The following is a 14,313-nucleotide window of genomic DNA, read 5'->3' on the forward strand; positions in this document are numbered from 1 at the left end:
AGGCCAGCAACACAGAGCCGCCGCCTCCCGAAAGGGGGGCGGCGGTTTTGCTTTGGGCGCTTGATCTGAAACCGCGGGGGCGCGACGATCGTACATCGGCCATGGCGCGGGCCCGTCGCGCCGCCGGAGATCCCGCCCCAATGTCGCGCCGCGCCGTTTGCAGTCTCGTGATCCTCGCCCTCGCCGCCTGCTCGCCGGGCGCCCCGGCTGAAAGCGCCCCTTCCGGCCCGCAGGCGCGGGACAGCGGCCGGCGCGAGGTCGCGGTCTTCGCCGGCGGCTGTTTCTGGTCCGTCGAAGCCAATTTCGAGGGAATGCCTGGCGTGGTCGCCGCAGTGTCCGGTTTCGCCGGCGGTCGGGCCGCCAATCCGACCTATGATCAGGTGGTCCGCGGCGGCACCGGCCACCTCGAGGCGGTCCAGGTGACCTTTGATCCGGCCCGCATCAGTTATCGCCAGCTGGTCGACCGGTTCTGGCGGACCATCGATCCCACCGACCCTGACGGCCAGTTCTGTGATCAGGGGGCGTCCTATGCCACGGCTGTGTTCGCCAGCCCGGCCCAGAAACCGGCCGCAGAGGCCTCCCGCCGCGCAGCGGCGGCCCGGATAGGCGCCGCTCGCTTCGTCACGCCCGTTCGCGACGCGGCGCGGTTCTGGCCGGCTGAGGCCTGGCATCAGGATTTCGCCCGGCTCAATCCGGTGCGATATGCCGGCTACAGCCGATTCTGCGGGCGATCCGCCCGTTTGCGGGTTGTCTGGGGGGAATAGACGACGCCTGAGGCCCTCCAAATCGTTCCGGGCCCGGAGGGAATGCTCCTCACTCCCCGGCAAGGCGAGCGGGGACGGAATCATCCACAGTTTCGGCCCGGCCCGGGTGTGTCTCTGACGCCACCGGACCCGACTGTCATATCACTGTCACACGAATGTCGTCCCACTTTCCGATGGCACGCCTAGAGGGGGCGGGAGATTAGCCGGCTGCCGCCGGTTGCCGGGCGCACGCGCTCTTCTTCATCGGGGATCAACAAACATGACGAACCGCAAACGTGCGCTCTGGGCGACCACCGCCCTCTTCAGCGGCCTTCTGGTCGCCGGGGCCGCTTCGGCCCAATCCTCGGGCACGGTCGCAACCGAGGGCGCCGCAGAGCTGGACACTGTCATCGTGACCGGGACGCGCGGCCAGGCGAGCATCGAGGGCGTGATCGTCGCCGAGACGGTCGCCAAGACGCGCTCCAGCATCTCGCAGGAGTTCATCGCGACCCAGACATCGGGCCAGACAATCCTCCAGACCCTGAACCTGGTTCCCGGTCTGAACTTCGTGAACAGCGACCCCTACGGCAACTCGGGCGGCAACATCCGTCTGCGCGGCTTTGACGGCAATCGCGTCTCGCTGACCTTCGACGGCATGCCGCTGAACGACACCGGCAACTACGCGGTGTACACCAACCAACAGCTGGACTCCGAACTGATCGAGCGCGCCTCGGTCAACCAGGGCACCACCGACGTCGACAGCCCGACGGCCTCGGCCACCGGGGGCACCATCAATTTCCGCTCGGCGCGTCCGCTGGAAGAAGCCGGCCTGCAGATCAACACCTCGATCGGCGAGAACAACTACCGCCGCGGCTTCATCCGTTTCGACACCGGCGCATTCGGTCCCTGGGGCACCACGGCCTATGGGGCCTTCTCCTACACCAACTATGACAAGTTCAAGGGTCCGGGCGAACTGGAGAAAACCCAGTTCAACGGCAAGCTCTACCAGGACCTGGGCGACGGCGATTTCGCCAGCCTCGCCGGTCACTGGAACGTCAACCGCAACTCTTTCTACAATAACTTCATCAACCAGGCCCAGTTCAACGCGGGAACCTTCCTCGAGAATGACCAGGCCTGCTTCCGTCCCGGCGGCGTGGACGGCACCGTCCAGAACGAGAGCACCGGCTCGACGCGCATCCTCTCCGATGGTTCGATCCTGACCGGCAGCTGCACCAACTACCACGGCATCCGGATCAACCCGTCGAACACGGGCAACATCCGCGGTCAGTTCAGCTATGGCCTGACCGACAACCTGCGCTTCACCTTCGATCCGTCGTTCCAGTATGTCATCGCCAACGGCGGCGGCTTCACCCTCGTCGGTGAGCGTGACGACCGTCTCGACCAGAACACCACCAACAACGCCACGGTGACGACGCCGGTTCAGTGCGCCGCCGTCGCCGTGAACCGCACCGGCGTTGACCTGAACGGCGACGGCGACACCTGCGACAACGTCGGCCTGTACACGCCGAACAACACCAACACCCACCGTTACGGCCTGACCAGCTCGCTGATCTGGGACCTGAACGAAGACCACCGTGTCCGCGCCGCCTATTCGCTGGACTACGGCCGTCACCGCCAGACGGGCGAATGGACCCGGACGGACGGCGCCAACGTGCCGCCCAACGTGTTCGGCGGCCAGGAAGTCTGGGGCGACGAGGGTGCCCGCATTATCGGACGCGACGGCTCCTTCCTGCGGGGACGCGACCGTTTCTCGATCGCCGAACTGCAACAGTTCGCCGTCGAATATATCGGCGACTTCTTCGACGACTCGCTGACGATCAACATCGGCGTCCGCGCACCCAACTTCACCCGCGATCTGGACCAGAACTGTTTCTCGCAGAACGGTTCCTCAAACGTGCGCTGCACCACCGAGACACCCTCGGCGACGCTGGCCAACGGCAACGTCACCTTCGCCAGCACCGGTACGACACAGTTCATTCCGCCGTACGAGACCACCCTCGAATACAATGACGTGCTTCCGAACGTCGGCGCGGTCTATCGCTTCGGTGAAGGCCACAGCGTCTACCTCAGCTATGCCGAAGGCCTGTCGGTGCCGCGGACGGACAACCTGTACCAGCCGGTTCGTAACGTCACGGACAACTCCATCGACTTCTCGACCGTCCAGCCCGAGACGACCAAGTCCTATGACCTGGGTTACCGCTTCCGGAACCAGGACCTGATCGCCCAACTGGCGTTCTGGAAGGTCGAGTTCGAGAACCGCATCGTCGCCTCGCAGGACAACGACCCGTCGTCGCCGACCTTCGGCTTCTTCGTCGACCGCAACGTCGGCGCGGTGGAGCAACAGGGCTTCGACGGCCAACTGGGCTACGCCTTCACCGACAGCTTCGTCGTCAATCTGTCGGCGTCGTATAATGAGAGCGAGCTGCAGGACAATCTGTTCCTGGGCAACTTCAACTGCACGACCGCCAACCAGGTTCCAGGCAGCACGCCGGCCTGCGCGGTCTCGCCGGCCACCACGCCTATCCCGCTCGTCCTGCAGACCGCGGGCAAGACGCTGGTTGAGACCCCCGACTGGACCTATGCGGCCCGGGTCGACTGGGATGTGACCGAGAACGTGCATGTCGGCCTGCAGGCCAAATATGTCGGCGAGCGGTTCGCGACGGACGTCAACGACGAAATCTCGGAGGCCTATACGGTGGCCGACATGGACGTGCGCTACGACCTGACCGACACCTTCGGCATCCGTGGCGCCTTCCTCCGGCTGAACGTGACCAACCTGTTCGACGAGGACTACCTCGGCAACATCTCGACCGGCAGCAATGGCCTGTCGACCGTGGTGACGACCGATCCCCGCGTACCGGCTGGCACCGCCAATCGGAGCGGTCAGGCCCGGACTTACTCGTTGGGTTCGCCGCGCACCGCCCAACTCACGCTCGGCATGCGGTTCTAGACCCAGGCGATCGAAACAGACTGAAGGAGGGGCGGTCCGGCAACGGACCGCCCCTTTCTTTCGACCGCCACGCAGCGCCTCGGGCGAACCCGGAAGTCGGCATGAGTTGAAGTCGGGGTCCGGCGTGTCTATCTGGCGCGGTCGCCCCGCCGCCGTTCAGGACTTCCCGCTCCAATGACCAACCCCATCCCCGCCGAATGGTCGCCGCACCGCGCCATGTGGGTCGGCTGGCCCAGCCATGGCGAGCTGTGGGAGGAAAATCTCGAGCCCGCCCAGGCCGAGGTCGAGGCCCTGGTCCGCGCCCTCGCCGGACCGGGGCGCGAACAGGTCAGGCTGCTGATCGGCAGGGCCGAGGCTCTGGACGACGCCCGGGCTCGCTTCGCCGGGGTCGCCAATGTCGAGGTCGTCGACGGGCGGTTCGGGGACATCTGGCTGCGCGACACGGGCCCGATCTTCGGCGCCGGTTCGGATACAGCCTCCGCCTTCCGCTTCAACGGCTGGGGCGGGAAGTACGAACTCGAACACGACGACACGGTCGCGGACCAGATCGGTGCGGCCTCCGGTGTGGCGCTGGACCGTCACGACTTCATTCTTGAAGGCGGGGCGCTGGATCACGACGGGCAGGGGACGATCGTCACCACCCGTCAGTGCCTGCTGAACCCGAACCGCAATCCCGGCTGGACCGAGGCCGCGGCGGAGGCCGCGCTGACGGAATCTCTGGCCGCGCGCAAGGTGCTGTGGCTCGGAGACGGCCTGTTGAACGACCACACCGACGGCCACGTCGACAACCTCGCCCGTTTCGTCGCGCCGGGCGTCGTGGCCTGCCCCATCGCCTGGGGCCGGGGTGACCCGAATGACGAGGTCTATGACGCGATTGCGAAGGCGCTGTCAGAAATGACGGATGCGACCGGCGCGCCGTTGAAAGTGCTGCGCCTGCCGTCGCCCGGCTTCATCGGCGACGAGGACGACAGGCCTATCCCGGCCAGCCACATGAATTTCCTCATCGCCAATGGCGCGGTGATCGTGCCGGACTACGGCAATGCGCGCGCCGTCGACCTGGTGTGTCGGGGCCTGAAGACGGTCTTCCCGGACCGTGAGATCATCCCCTTGTCCTCCATCGCCATCCTCTCGGGCGGCGGATCCTTCCACTGCATCTCCCAGCAGGAGCCTGCCTGATGGCCCGTACGATCTCCGTCGCCGCGCTCCAGACCTCCTATGGCGAGGATCTGCAGGCCAACATCGACAAGACCATCGCCCTGGTCCGCGAGGCCGCCGGCAAGGGCGCGCAGGTCATCCTCCCCAGCGAGCTCTTTCAGGGTCCGTATTTCTGCGTCTCACAGGAGGAGCGCTGGTTCGCCGGCGCCCATCCGTGGCGTGAGCACCCTTGCGTGACGGCGCTGCAGCCCGTGGCGGCCGAGCTCGGCGTCGCCATCCCTGTCTCGATCTTCGAGCGCGAGGGGCCGCACTATTTCAACTCCATGGTCATGCTGGACGCCGACGGCTCGGCCCTGGGCGTCTATCGCAAGAGCCACATCCCCGACGGCCCCGGCTATCAGGAGAAATACTATTTCCGGCCCGGCGACACAGGTTTCAAGGTCTGGAACACCCGCCACGGCCGCATCGGCGTCGGCATCTGCTGGGACCAGTGGTACCCCGAGACCGCGCGGTCGATGATGCTGCAGGGGGCCGAGGTGCTGATGTACCCGACCGCCATCGGCTCGGAACCACACGACAAGGAGCTGGACACCGCCGAGCCGTGGCGCCGCGCCATGCAGGGCCATGCGGTGTCCAATGTGGTGCCGGTTGTCGGCGCCAACCGTATCGGCCACGAACAGGTCAATGAGGCGGGGCAGGTGTTCTACGGCTCATCCTTCATCGCCGATCATCGCGGCGACCTGGTCGAAAGCTTCGGACGGAGCGAGGAGGGGGCGCTGGTCCACACCTTCGACCTCGACTTCATCGACCGCCACCGCGCCGCCTGGGGCTTCTTCCGGGATCGGCGCACGGATCTGTACGGCTCGCTGGTCGGCCCCCGTCCGGCCTGTTAGCCGGTCCGTCTCAGGGCCCGCCGTTCCGCTGCGCAGGCGGGATTGATCACCCCCTCGGCCCGGGCGGCGGCGACCTCGACCCGTGCGGCTTCAAGGTCCGCGGCGAAATCGGGTGCTGCGGTCGCCCGCTCATAGACGGTCCGGCCGATCTGGAAGCCGTCGGTGACGTCGGCGTGCCAGTTCACGCGGCACAGGGCGCGGCTGAAGGCGATGTCCATGCCCCGTCGTCTGGCCACCGCCGCCTGATCGGGCGCCAGGGCGGCGAACATCTCGCCATAGGCCGACCCGGCGACCGCGCCGCTCGCGGGCCAGGACGGGCTGTTGCGGGAGGCCTCGTCCATCCGGACGCAGGGCTGCAGGTCGGGCCGTTGGGCGACCGGCCGGCGTCGTGGCGCGCGCTCAGCGAGGGCATTCGTGACGCTGGCTGAGTCGATCAGCAGCCGGTTCATCAGTCTGTTCAGGGCGAGGCGTGGCTGTTCCGCCAGCCGCGTGCCCAGGATGCAGTCGAAATGCTGGGCGGCCTCCGGCGGCCGCAGTTCGGCGTGGGCGATAGCCAACCACCAGCGGTCCGTGCCCGGTTCGACCGAGTCGAATACCGCCTGCTCTGCTTCCGGATGGATGGGATAGGGCGTGAATTCCGCACCGACCGCCCGGACGCCGGCTGCATCAAGGTAGCCCGAGGGCGGCGAGATCAGGGCCGAAGGGGCGCCCCCGGCGGCGCACCCGCCCAGGAGGCAGGCGGCCAGGACGGCGGCCGGTTTCACCGGCCGTTGGCCCAGTCCAGCTGCACGCTGGTCGGGCCGTTCTCGACCGGCGTGGCGACGACGTGCAGCAGCTTGCCGCTGCCGTCCTCGGCGGCAGCGCCATAGGCGCGAGCCTCGCCGGTGTTCATGGCCATGACCGAGGCCAGGCCGGCCGCCTCGGCGCGTTTGCGATAGAAGGCGACCACGGCGTCCGGGGTCGCCTCGGTGGTGAAGCTGAGGATGCCGCCGGGTCCGTCAGGACCGCGCGCGACGGTGACGGGTCCCTGGGCCGTGCCGCCCGGATAGACGACGGCGAAGGCCGGGGCTCCGGGGGCCGCGTGGGTCGCCACGACGGAGGATTCAGCCGGTGCAGCGGCGGCGGGGGCCGCGGCGTCCGCGGCGGCGACGGCTTCAGCGGCGGCCCGGGCCTCATCCGCGGGGGCCTGGCTGCAACCGGCCATGGCCATGGCCGCCATCACTGCGGCCGTCGCGAGCGTGCGCTTCATCCCGTATCGTCCTTGAAAAGACTGTCGTTGAGTGGCCGCACCGTGGCCCAAGCCTGAGGCGGCGGCAAGGCGGGTTCGCGCCTTCGCCAAGGCGCGGATGACGCAGACGTCACCCGGTCGCGGCGTCGGCCTCGCCCCCTCCGCCGTCGACGGGTTCGCCCCCGGCGCCGGTCGCATCCTCTCCGGTGTTCTTGACCGGGTCCGGATCGGCCTTCGCCTGCGGCTGCGGGTCGGCAAGGGCCATGCCCTCGCTGGCCAGCTTGGCGTCGATAGCTTCCTGATCGGGATCGATCTCGGACCCCGTCGCGGAACCGCCCTGCAGGCTGCCTGCGCGGGTGTCCGAACCCATGCCGCTGCCCGACAGGGCCTCGGTCAGGGCGTCCGGGGTCCGGCCCAGGTCAGGCTTTTCGCCCATGTCTTCGGCCTCGCGGGCGTCGGCGGTCTGCGGCGTGTCGCTCATGGAGAAGCTCCTTCGCCTGACAAAGCGAACCGAGCCTGTCCGGGTTCCGCATACGAAAAAGGGCCGGGATGCGATCCCGGCCCCAGTCTCGTGCGCCGTAAGGCGTGCTACTTGCCGAACAGCTTGTTCCAGCGGCGCTTGTCGCGGTTCTTCCACGATCCGCGATGGTAGGCGTCAGAGCCGATCAGCGGCACGACCGTGGTGGCTTCGGCGAAGACCATCTGCTCGTGCGTGGTCTGGACCTTGCCCCACGAGGCGGCTTCCTTGAGCGTCGAGGACGAGCAGGCGCCGTCGCGCACGTCGGCGACCGTGATCTGGACCGCATAGCGGTGCATCTCGGCCTCGACGCCGAGGATTTCGGCGCAGACGACGGTGTCCTGGGCGAAGTTCTTCGGCACGCCGCCGCCGACCATGAACAGACCGGTCACGCCCGCCGCGATCTTGATGTCGGTCAGTTCGCGGAAGTCCGCGACCGCGTCGATCATCAGATAGGGCTGGCCCGCCGCGATCCGCTCCTTCTGGTGCTTGACCAGGCCGAAGCCGGCCGAGCTGTCGACGAAGGCCGGGCAGAAGATCGGCACGCCCTCTTCATAGGCGGTCTGGATCAGCGAGCCTTCCTTTTTGGCGTTGCCCTCGCTCAGCCATTTGCCCATCTCCCAGATGAACTCGCGCGAGGAATAGCCGCGCGGCTCCAGCGCGTTGCAGATCTCCAGAATGGTATGGTCGCAGGCCTGGAGCTCTTCCTCGTCGATATAGGTGTCGTAGATCCGGTCGATGTAGTTTTCGCGCAGGATGTTGTCGTCCACCTCGCCCGCGGCCTGGTAATGTTTGAAGCCCAGAGCCTCGAAGAAATCCATGTCGACGATCGAGGCGCCGGTGGCGACCACGGCGTCGATCATGCCGAATTTCACCATGTCGCGGTACACATGCATGCAGCCGCCGGCCGAGGTCGAACCGGCCAGGATCAGCCACGGCGAGCAGTCCTTGTCCTCGATGGCCATGTTGAAGATGTCGGCCGCCCGGGCCGTGTCGCGGCTCGAGAACGACATCTTGCGCATGCTGTCGATGATCGGGCGGGCGTCGAACGAGGTGATGTCGACGTGCTCGACCGTGGTCTGGAGCAGCTGGGCCTTCTGGTTGGTCTGAACGGGAGCGTTCATTGCAAGGGTTTCCCTTTGATTTGAGCGCCCGTCGTTGATGAGGGTCTGGCTGGGACGGAGCGACCAGCAAGACCCTTCTCCCAGAGGGAGAAGGAGGGGCCCGCTCGCGATAGCGAGTGGGAGGATGAGGGGTTCCGGTGTTCGACGCCTTGGCGCCTTAACCCCTCACCCTTTCGGCTTGCGCATCGCTACGCTCTGCGAGCCTCAATCCCTCTCCCAATGGGAGAGGGTAGCGATCAGCGCCGCTGCTTCTTCCGCTGGCCGGCCTTGCCCTTGGGGCGGGACAGGCGAACCACCTTGCGCGCGGTCTCTTCCGCCGTGGTGCGCACGGTGGGGATGGAGCGCGGGGCGAGGCCATAGAGCGAAGCCATCGGGGCGTCCTCGACCCCGGCGATGTCGTGTTCGCCATAGCCGTTGAAGCCGGTCGACATGGCCACGCCATAGGCGCCCAGCATGCCGATCTCGATAAAATCGCCTTCCTGTACATCGGCCGGCAGCCAGAACGGTCCCGGCATGTGGTCGATGGAGTCGCAGGTCGGGCCGTAGAAGCGGAACGGCTTCAGGTCGTTCGAGGAGGCGCCGTCCCGGACCAGCTTGGTCGGGAAGGGCCAGCGCGAATGGGTGGCGTCGAACAGCGAGCCGTAGGACCCATCGTTCAGATACAGGGCGTCGCCCTTGCGCAGGTCGACGCGGCACAGCACCGACGAGCTTTCGGCCACCAGCGCCCGGCCGGGCTCGCACCACAGCTCGGTCGTTTCCGACACCGGCATCTCGTTGAAGCCGCGATGGATGGCGTCCGCGTATTCCTGCATGTCCGGCGGGACCATGCCCGGATAGACCGAGGGGAAGCCGCCGCCGACGTCGACGATGTCCACGAACACGCCGGCCCGGGTGATGGCGCGGCCGACCTGGGCCATGGCGGCCTCATAGGCGGACGGCCGCATGCACTGCGACCCAACGTGGAAGCAGACGCCCATCAGACCGTCCACAACCGCCTGGCGGGTGGCCAGCAGCAGGGACGGAGCCTGGTCCGGCGAGACGCCGAACTTGCCCGACAGGGAATAGGCCGCGCCGTCGGCCGAGACCGTCATCCGGACCAGCAGGTTCAGGTCCTTGGCGCCGCCGGTGGCGTCGAGGATCTTGGCCAGCTCGTCATGGCTGTCCAGCGAGAAGGTGCGGACGCCGTGATCGAAATAGGCGCGGGTGATGGCGCCCCGGCTTTTGACCGGATGCATGAAGACCAGACGCGCGTCGGCGCTGACCGAACGGACCAGTTCGATCTCTGCCAGCGAGGCGACGTCAAAGCCGGTGACGCCAGCCTCCACGAGGGTCTCGATGACCCAGCGCGAGGGATTGGCCTTCACAGCATAGAAGACGTCGGCCTTTAGATTATCCTGGAACCAGCGCGCCGCTACGGAAACCGAACGCGGTCGCACGAGTGCGACGGGACGTTCAGGGGACCGCTCGCGGACCAGGTCCAGGGGAAATGGATACGTGCGCAATTCACGTAAACCCCTGTAATTGTTAAACCCAGCCGGCGTTAGCAGCGCATAGTGTCAGACCACGGGGTCCGCCGGAAGCCGCGATGTAGGGTCAGCGGACTGTCATGTAAAGCGGTAATTTCGTGTCCAGGGGGTCCGGCAGGGCGCGGTTGGCCGGGTGAGACGAACCTTGGCCGGGGCGGAGCGTTGAATGATTGACCGCCATAGGGCGGCAGGGGCGCACGAATGAACCGCTGGCGATTTTATTGGCTCCGGCTGACCCGGGAGTTGTGGTTCCGGGCCACCACCTACGCCGTTCTGGGCGTCGGAGCCGCCTTGCTTGCCTCCGTGGGGGCGCGTTGGGTGCCGGACGCCATGGCCCAGCGGCTGGGCGGGGAGTCGGTCGAGCAGATCCTGACCATTCTGGCCTCCAGCTTGCTGGCGGTCGCGACCTTCTCGGTCGGCGCCATGGTCACTGCCTACACCGCCGTCTCCCAAGGCGCGACGCCGAGGGTGGCCGCCCTCGTGACCAGCGACGGACAGACCCAGAAGTCCCTCGCCACCTTTGTCGGGGCGTTCCTCTATTCCATCGTCGCCGTCACGGCGATCAACGCCAGCTACTACGGAGCCGGCGGTCGCGCGATCCTGTTCCTCGTCAGCCTGGCAGTGGTGGCGCTCGTCGCCTACCGACTGCTGGCCTGGATTAACCGCCTGTCCAGCCTCGCCCGGGTCGGTCACATGATCGAACTGGTCGAGAGCCGCGCTTGCGAGGCCCTCAAGGCCCGTAGGCGCCGTCCCTTCCTCGGCGGACGCCAGGGTGCGCTGTCGGCGGGGGTCCTGATCCACAGCGACAAGACCGGCTATGTCCAGAACATCGACCCGGACCGGCTTGAAGATGCGGCGGCGGAATTGGACTGCCAGGTCCAGATTCTGGCCTCTCCCGGCGCTTTCGTGCGGCGGGGGGAGGCCCTGGCCCGTATCGGTCTCGCCCAGTGCGATGAGAAGGACCGGGCGGAGGTCCGGTCGGCTTTCGCGCTCGGAGACTCCCGCTCCTACGACCAGGATCCGCGCTTCGGCTTGGTCGTTCTGGCCGAAATAGCCGCCAAGGCGCTGTCGCCGGGCGTCAACGATCCCGGCACAGCGGTCCAGGTCATCGGTTCGGGCGTCCGGCTGCTGGACATCTGGCTGGAGCCCGCGGCGGAGGACGAGGCGGACTCTTCGCCATGCAATCGGGTGCTGGCCGCGCCGCTGGCGGATGCCGATCTGCTGAACGACATCTTCGGCCCCATCGCCCGGTACGGCGCAGGCGACGTGCCGGTGACGATGCGGCTGCTCAAGGCGCTGCGTTCGCTCGCGGCGACGCCGGGTCCCATGCAGGGTCCGGCCCGGGGCATGGCGCGCGAGCTTGTGGAGCGGTCGCGACGCGCCCTTCCGATCCCCGCGGACTTGGAGCGGGTCCGTTCGGTCAAGGTTTGAGACCTGCCGTCATGCTGGACGAAATCGTCGCGGACGTGCCATTAAGACTTGCCTCGCGGGCCTGATCAGGCGATGCGGCGCGCCCTTGCAACCGCTTCCAGCGTGTCCATGACCTCAGCCGCCGCCGCCGTCGCGCCCAGTGTCGTATCGGCCAGGGACGTGTCCAAGACTTTCGGCGCCCGAAAGGCCCTGAACGGCGTGTCCGTCGAGGTCGGGGCCGGAGAAATGGTCGCCCTTATCGGCCCTTCGGGGTCAGGCAAGTCAACGCTCCTGCGCTCGATCACCGGGCTTCAGACGATTGATTCCGGCAAGGGAACGATCACCGTCTTCGGCGAGGTCGTGCAGAAGAACGGGCGCCTGACCTCCGCCACGCGCAGGGCGCGCCAGAAGCTGGGCATGATCTTCCAGCAATTCAATCTGGTCGGCCGGCTGTCGCTGTTCTCCAACGTCATGCTGGGGGCGCTCGGCCGTATCCCCGGCTGGAAGGGATTCCTCGGCGCCTGGCCGTCGGAGGACAAGCGCGCAGCCATGGCGGCCCTGCACCGCGTGGGCGTTTCGGAATACGCCGCCCAACGCGCAAACACCCTGTCGGGCGGCCAGCAGCAGCGCGGCGCCATCGCTCGCGCCCTGGTCCAGGGGGCCCGCGCCATCGTCGCCGACGAGCCGGTCGCCTCGCTGGACCCCGTCTCGGCCCGCAAGGTGATGGAACTGCTGGTCGAGCTGAACCAGCGCGACGGCCTCGGCGTCATCGTCACCCTGCACCAGGTCGACTACGCCATCCGCTATTGCGACCGCGTCATCGCCCTGAAGGCCGGTCAGATCGTCTACGACGGTCCGGCGACCGGCCTGGACACCAAGCAGCTGATCGACATCTACGGTCCCGAGTTCGAGGACGCGTTCTGGGAAACCAAGGCATGACCCTGCCCCTGTTCACCCGCCGGCTGGCCCTCTCCGCCGCGCTCGCGCTCGGCGTCGCCTCGTGCGGCGGCGGCGACGAAAAGGCCGGCGCCGTGCCGACCGAAATCACCTTCTCGATCCTGTCGGCAGAGGGTCAGGCTTCGGCGGGTCCGCTGTGGCAGCCCCTCCTGGACGATATGTCCAGGGCTATCGGCGTCGAGGTGAAACCCTATTTCGGCTCGAACTACACTGTGCTTGTCGAGGCCATGCGCGGTAACCAGACCCAGGTGGCCTGGTTCTCGGCCAAGCCGGCCGTGGAAGCCATCGACCGCGCCGACGCCGAAGTCATCGCCCGCACCGTCAACAAGGAGGGCCTGGACAGCTACCGTTCGACCCTGATCGTGCGCGCGGGCTCGGGCATCACGCTCGATCAGGTCATGGCCTGCGGCAAACGTTTCAATTTCGGCATCGGTGACGCCCAGTCGACGTCGGGTACGCTTGCCCCGATGGCCTTCCTCTTCAATCCGCGCAACATCGTGCCGGCCGAGTGTTTCAGGAACGTCCGTTCCGCCAATCATCAGTCGAACGCCTTTGGCATCGCGTCGGGCCAGCTGGACGTGGCGACTTCGAACACCGTCAACACCGTCTTCCTGCGCAAACAGAATCCGCAGGTCGCCGCACAGATTCAGGAAATCTGGCAGTCGCCGCCGATCCCCGAGAGCGGCATCCTCGTCCGCGAAGACCTGGATCCCGTGCTGAAGGAAAAGATCCGCAGCTTCTTCCTGACCTACGGTCAGGGCGAGGGCGCCGAGGCCGAGCGCCAACGCCAGGTTCTGGCCGGGCTTGAGTATTCGCGTTTCAACGCCGCCGACGACGGTTATCTGAACCCTATCCGGGAAATGATCGCCGACCAGCAGTTGAGCGAAGCCCGTGACAAGGGCGACGCAGCGGGCGTGGCCGCCGCGGAACGTGAACTGCAGCGGCTGCGCGCCCTGCGCGAGGTCCAGCCTTGACCGACGTCGCCGCCAAACCTGCCGCGACGGCCATCCCCAACCCCCCGACCAAGTCGATGGGGGCATGGGCGCTCGACATCCTGATCTGGGGCGGGGTCGGCGCCGTGCTGGTCTACAGCTTCGGCCCGGTCGAGCTGGTCAACGTCACCAAGCTGTTCAGCAACAACGAGCACACCCAGAATTTCGCCCGCGAACTGCTGCGACCCGATTTCACCGACTGGAAGCTGTTCGTTTCCAAGATGTGGGAGACGGTCCAGATCGCCCTCTGGGGCACCTTCATCGCGGTTTTCGCCGCCATTCCGATGGGACTCGCCGCAGCGCGCAACATCGCTCCGTTCTGGGTCGTCACGCCGGTGCGCTGGTTGATGAACCTGCTGCGCTCGATCCCCGATCTGGTCATCGGCCTGCTGTTCGTCGTCGCCGTGGGTCTTGGGCCCCTGGCGGGCGTGCTCGCCATCGCGCTCAACACCGCAGGGGTTTTGGCCAAGCTGTTTTCCGAGGCCGTGGAGTCGATCGACAAAGGGCCGGTCGAGGGCGTGCGCGCGACGGGAGCCACCAAGCTTCACGAGATCGTCTGGGGCGTGATTCCGCAGGTCGCGCCCCTGTGGACCTCGTTCGCCCTCTATCGCTTCGAGTCGAACAGCCGCTCGGCGACGGTGCTGGGTCTGATCGGCGCCGGCGGCATCGGCCAAGTGCTGTTCGACAGCATGAACGCCTTCGACTTCCGTGCGGTCTCGGCCATCGTGGTCGTGGTCGTGGTGGCCGTCACCCTGATCGACATGCTGTCTCAAGCCATGCGCAAGCGCCTGCTGTAA

At 67.0% G+C, this 14,313-nt stretch carries 13 protein-coding genes; 8 read left to right on the forward strand and 5 right to left on the reverse strand.

What is annotated here, in order from left to right; all coding sequences use genetic code 11:
• The first annotated feature begins 140 nt into the window (after positions 1-140).
• From msrA to aguB, 4 genes are all read left to right on the forward strand, one after another.
• A complete protein-coding gene (gene msrA / locus ACTIEW_RS14345) occupies positions 141-764 on the forward strand; it encodes a peptide-methionine (S)-S-oxide reductase MsrA (protein ID WP_439478583.1) in 624 nt (207 codons plus the stop codon).
• Positions 765-1,023: 259 nt separating this feature from the next.
• Positions 1,024-3,714, forward strand: a complete 2,691-nt coding sequence (locus ACTIEW_RS14350) for a TonB-dependent receptor (protein WP_439478584.1) — start codon at positions 1,024-1,026, stop codon at positions 3,712-3,714.
• A gap of 174 nt (positions 3,715-3,888) precedes the next feature.
• On the forward strand, positions 3,889-4,890 hold the full coding sequence (locus tag ACTIEW_RS14355; protein ID WP_439478585.1) for an agmatine deiminase family protein: 1,002 nt from the start codon (positions 3,889-3,891) through the stop codon (positions 4,888-4,890).
• The gene (gene aguB / locus ACTIEW_RS14360) at positions 4,890-5,762 is read left to right on the forward strand and encodes an N-carbamoylputrescine amidase (protein ID WP_439478586.1); all 873 of its coding nucleotides are present in this window, start codon (positions 4,890-4,892) and stop codon (positions 5,760-5,762) included. The genes ACTIEW_RS14355 and aguB overlap by 1 nt, the downstream gene beginning before the upstream one ends.
• On the opposite strand, the gene ACTIEW_RS14365 is transcribed toward aguB, so the two are convergent.
• From ACTIEW_RS14365 to ACTIEW_RS14385, 5 genes are all read right to left on the reverse strand, one after another.
• Complete coding sequence (locus ACTIEW_RS14365; protein ID WP_439478587.1) at positions 5,759-6,526, reverse strand: PA-phosphatase; 768 nt, start codon at positions 6,524-6,526, stop codon at positions 5,759-5,761. The genes aguB and ACTIEW_RS14365 overlap by 4 nt on opposite strands.
• Positions 6,523-7,011 (reverse strand): hypothetical protein, encoded by a 489-nt coding sequence (locus ACTIEW_RS14370; protein WP_439478588.1) that lies wholly within the window; start codon positions 7,009-7,011, stop codon positions 6,523-6,525. The genes ACTIEW_RS14365 and ACTIEW_RS14370 overlap by 4 nt, the downstream gene beginning before the upstream one ends.
• 109 nt (positions 7,012-7,120) lie before the next feature.
• The gene (locus ACTIEW_RS14375; protein WP_439478589.1) at positions 7,121-7,471 is read right to left on the reverse strand and encodes a ribonuclease; all 351 of its coding nucleotides are present in this window, start codon (positions 7,469-7,471) and stop codon (positions 7,121-7,123) included.
• Between the two features lie 107 nt (positions 7,472-7,578).
• Positions 7,579-8,631, reverse strand: a complete 1,053-nt coding sequence (locus ACTIEW_RS14380) for a 1,9-bis(guanidino)-5-aza-nonane synthase (protein ID WP_439478590.1) — start codon at positions 8,629-8,631, stop codon at positions 7,579-7,581.
• A 236-nt stretch (positions 8,632-8,867) separates the two neighbouring features.
• On the reverse strand, positions 8,868-10,133 hold the full coding sequence (locus ACTIEW_RS14385) for a type III PLP-dependent enzyme (RefSeq protein WP_439478591.1): 1,266 nt from the start codon (positions 10,131-10,133) through the stop codon (positions 8,868-8,870).
• 225 nt (positions 10,134-10,358) lie between these two features.
• On the opposite strand from ACTIEW_RS14385, the gene ACTIEW_RS14390 reads away from it, so the two are divergent.
• The 4 genes from ACTIEW_RS14390 to phnE all read left to right on the forward strand — a co-directional run bounded on the left by ACTIEW_RS14390 (position 10,359) and on the right by phnE (position 14,313).
• A complete protein-coding gene (locus ACTIEW_RS14390; RefSeq protein WP_439478592.1) occupies positions 10,359-11,588 on the forward strand; it encodes a DUF2254 domain-containing protein in 1,230 nt (409 codons plus the stop codon).
• A gap of 108 nt (positions 11,589-11,696) precedes the next feature.
• Positions 11,697-12,506: a phosphonate ABC transporter ATP-binding protein gene (gene phnC / locus ACTIEW_RS14395; RefSeq protein WP_439478593.1), complete on the forward strand. Its 810-nt coding sequence runs from the start codon at positions 11,697-11,699 to the stop codon at positions 12,504-12,506.
• A complete protein-coding gene (gene phnD, locus ACTIEW_RS14400) occupies positions 12,503-13,498 on the forward strand; it encodes a phosphate/phosphite/phosphonate ABC transporter substrate-binding protein (protein ID WP_439478594.1) in 996 nt (331 codons plus the stop codon). The genes phnC and phnD overlap by 4 nt, the downstream gene beginning before the upstream one ends.
• Before the next feature lie 56 nt (positions 13,499-13,554).
• Complete coding sequence (gene phnE / locus ACTIEW_RS14405) at positions 13,555-14,313, forward strand: phosphonate ABC transporter, permease protein PhnE (protein ID WP_439478619.1); 759 nt, start codon at positions 13,555-13,557, stop codon at positions 14,311-14,313.

It is taken from the genome of Brevundimonas sp., from assembly GCF_051860745.1.
Lineage (GTDB): Bacteria > Pseudomonadota > Alphaproteobacteria > Caulobacterales > Caulobacteraceae > Brevundimonas.

Coding starts and splice junctions, on each gene's coding strand:
- msrA (WP_439478583.1), top strand. CDS start 141: ATGTCGCGCCGCGCCGTTTGCAGTCTCGTGATCCTCGCCCTCGCCGCC.
- ACTIEW_RS14350 (WP_439478584.1), top strand. CDS start 1,024: ATGACGAACCGCAAACGTGCGCTCTGGGCGACCACCGCCCTCTTCAGC.
- ACTIEW_RS14355 (WP_439478585.1), top strand. CDS start 3,889: ATGACCAACCCCATCCCCGCCGAATGGTCGCCGCACCGCGCCATGTGG.
- aguB (WP_439478586.1), top strand. CDS start 4,890: ATGGCCCGTACGATCTCCGTCGCCGCGCTCCAGACCTCCTATGGCGAG.
- ACTIEW_RS14370 (WP_439478588.1), bottom strand. CDS start 7,011: ATGAAGCGCACGCTCGCGACGGCCGCAGTGATGGCGGCCATGGCCATG.
- ACTIEW_RS14375 (WP_439478589.1), bottom strand. CDS start 7,471: ATGAGCGACACGCCGCAGACCGCCGACGCCCGCGAGGCCGAAGACATG.
- ACTIEW_RS14380 (WP_439478590.1), bottom strand. CDS start 8,631: ATGAACGCTCCCGTTCAGACCAACCAGAAGGCCCAGCTGCTCCAGACC.
- ACTIEW_RS14390 (WP_439478592.1), top strand. CDS start 10,359: ATGAACCGCTGGCGATTTTATTGGCTCCGGCTGACCCGGGAGTTGTGG.
- phnC (WP_439478593.1), top strand. CDS start 11,697: ATGACCTCAGCCGCCGCCGCCGTCGCGCCCAGTGTCGTATCGGCCAGG.
- phnD (WP_439478594.1), top strand. CDS start 12,503: ATGACCCTGCCCCTGTTCACCCGCCGGCTGGCCCTCTCCGCCGCGCTC.
- phnE (WP_439478619.1), top strand. CDS start 13,555: ATGGGGGCATGGGCGCTCGACATCCTGATCTGGGGCGGGGTCGGCGCC.